2 protein-coding genes are annotated in these 1,164 nt (G+C 71.0%); both read left to right on the plus strand.

Annotated features, from left to right (window positions below):
- Positions 1–290, plus strand: a 290-nt coding sequence (locus tag CCN51_RS50350) for an RDD family protein (RefSeq protein ID WP_143676195.1), incomplete at its 5' end; no start/stop codon positions are given.
- A 151-nt stretch (positions 291–441) separates the two neighbouring features.
- Entirely contained in the window at positions 442–1,116 is a 675-nt protein-coding gene (locus CCN51_RS50355; protein ID WP_043487499.1) for an RDD family protein, read from the plus strand.
- Positions 1,117–1,164 lie beyond the last annotated feature (48 nt).

Raw genomic sequence — 1,164 nt, forward strand, 5'->3', positions numbered from 1 at the left:
TCGGCGTGGTGCTCGGCCTGCTGCTCGTCGTCGGGCTGGTCTACGAGGCGTTCCCGACCGCGAAGTGGGGCGCCACGCTGGGCAAGAAGGTGTGCGGCGTGCGGGTCCTGGACATCGAGGGGCACGACACCCCCTCGTTCGGCGCCGCGCTGCGCCGCTGGTTGGTGTACTCGGTGCTCGGGCTGCTGGTGATCGGCGTCCTCAATGTGCTGTGGTGCCTGTTCGACCGGCCCTGGCGGCAGTGCTGGCACGACAAGGCGGCACGCACCTTCGTGGCTGGTCGCGGCTGAGCCGCAGGGGCGCGGCTGAGCCGTACGCCGGTGCCGGGGCGGGCGGTGAGGCGTAGGGGCCGTACGGGGCGCTGACTCGTACGGTCCATCCCGGTCGCCCGAACGGAGCGCGCCGGATGCGGCGGCTCCGGCTCCGGGGTCGACTCGGGCCATGAGCACCGACCAGCCGACCCCGGGGCCTGACGAACCCCGGCCCGACCAACCCCGGTCCGAGGGGCCCCCGTCCGAGGGACCCGGGCCCGAGGAACCCCGGCCAGGCGTGCCGCGGGCCGATGAGCAGCCAGAGGGCGACGCGTTCTCCAAGCAGCAGCCGCCCCCCTCCTTCGGCTCGCCGTACGGCGGCGAGTACGGAGGCGAGTACGGCGCTCCCGACCCGCTCGCCGGCATGCCCCCGCTCGCGAACCGCGGCCGCCGCCTCGTCGCCCGGATCATCGACGCGCTGATCGTGGGCATCCCGGTGGGTCTGGTGATGGCGGTGCTCCTGGGCGACTACGACCCGGTGAACAACAACGACGAGGCGACCGCCATAACGATCGTCTACGCCCTGGTGTACTTCCTCTACGAAGGGCTGATGCTGACCAAGTACGGCCAGACGGTGGGCAAGAAGGTGATGAAGATCCGCGTCGCCCTGCTGGAGAACGGGGAGATCCCGGCCGGTCAGCCGGGGTGGCTGCGCGCCGGTACGTATGCCCTGCCCGAGATCGTGCCGTGCTGCGGCTTCATCTTCTGGCTGATCAATGTGTTGTGGTGCACCTGGGACCAGCCGTACCACCAGTGTCTGCACGACAAGGTCGCCAAGACGGTCGTGGTCGCCGTGCCTTCTTGATCCGCCGCCCCGAAACAGCCGCCCCCTGAAACCGCGGCCCCCCGAAAC

This window comes from Streptomyces milbemycinicus (genome assembly GCF_002154605.1).
GTDB classification, from domain to species: domain Bacteria; phylum Actinomycetota; class Actinomycetes; order Streptomycetales; family Streptomycetaceae; genus Streptomyces; species Streptomyces milbemycinicus.

What these genes read in the sequence shown, in the direction of transcription:
- CCN51_RS50355 (WP_043487499.1), top strand. Translation starts at nt 442, where the DNA reads ATGAGCACCGACCAGCCGACCCCGGGGCCTGACGAACCCCGGCCCGAC.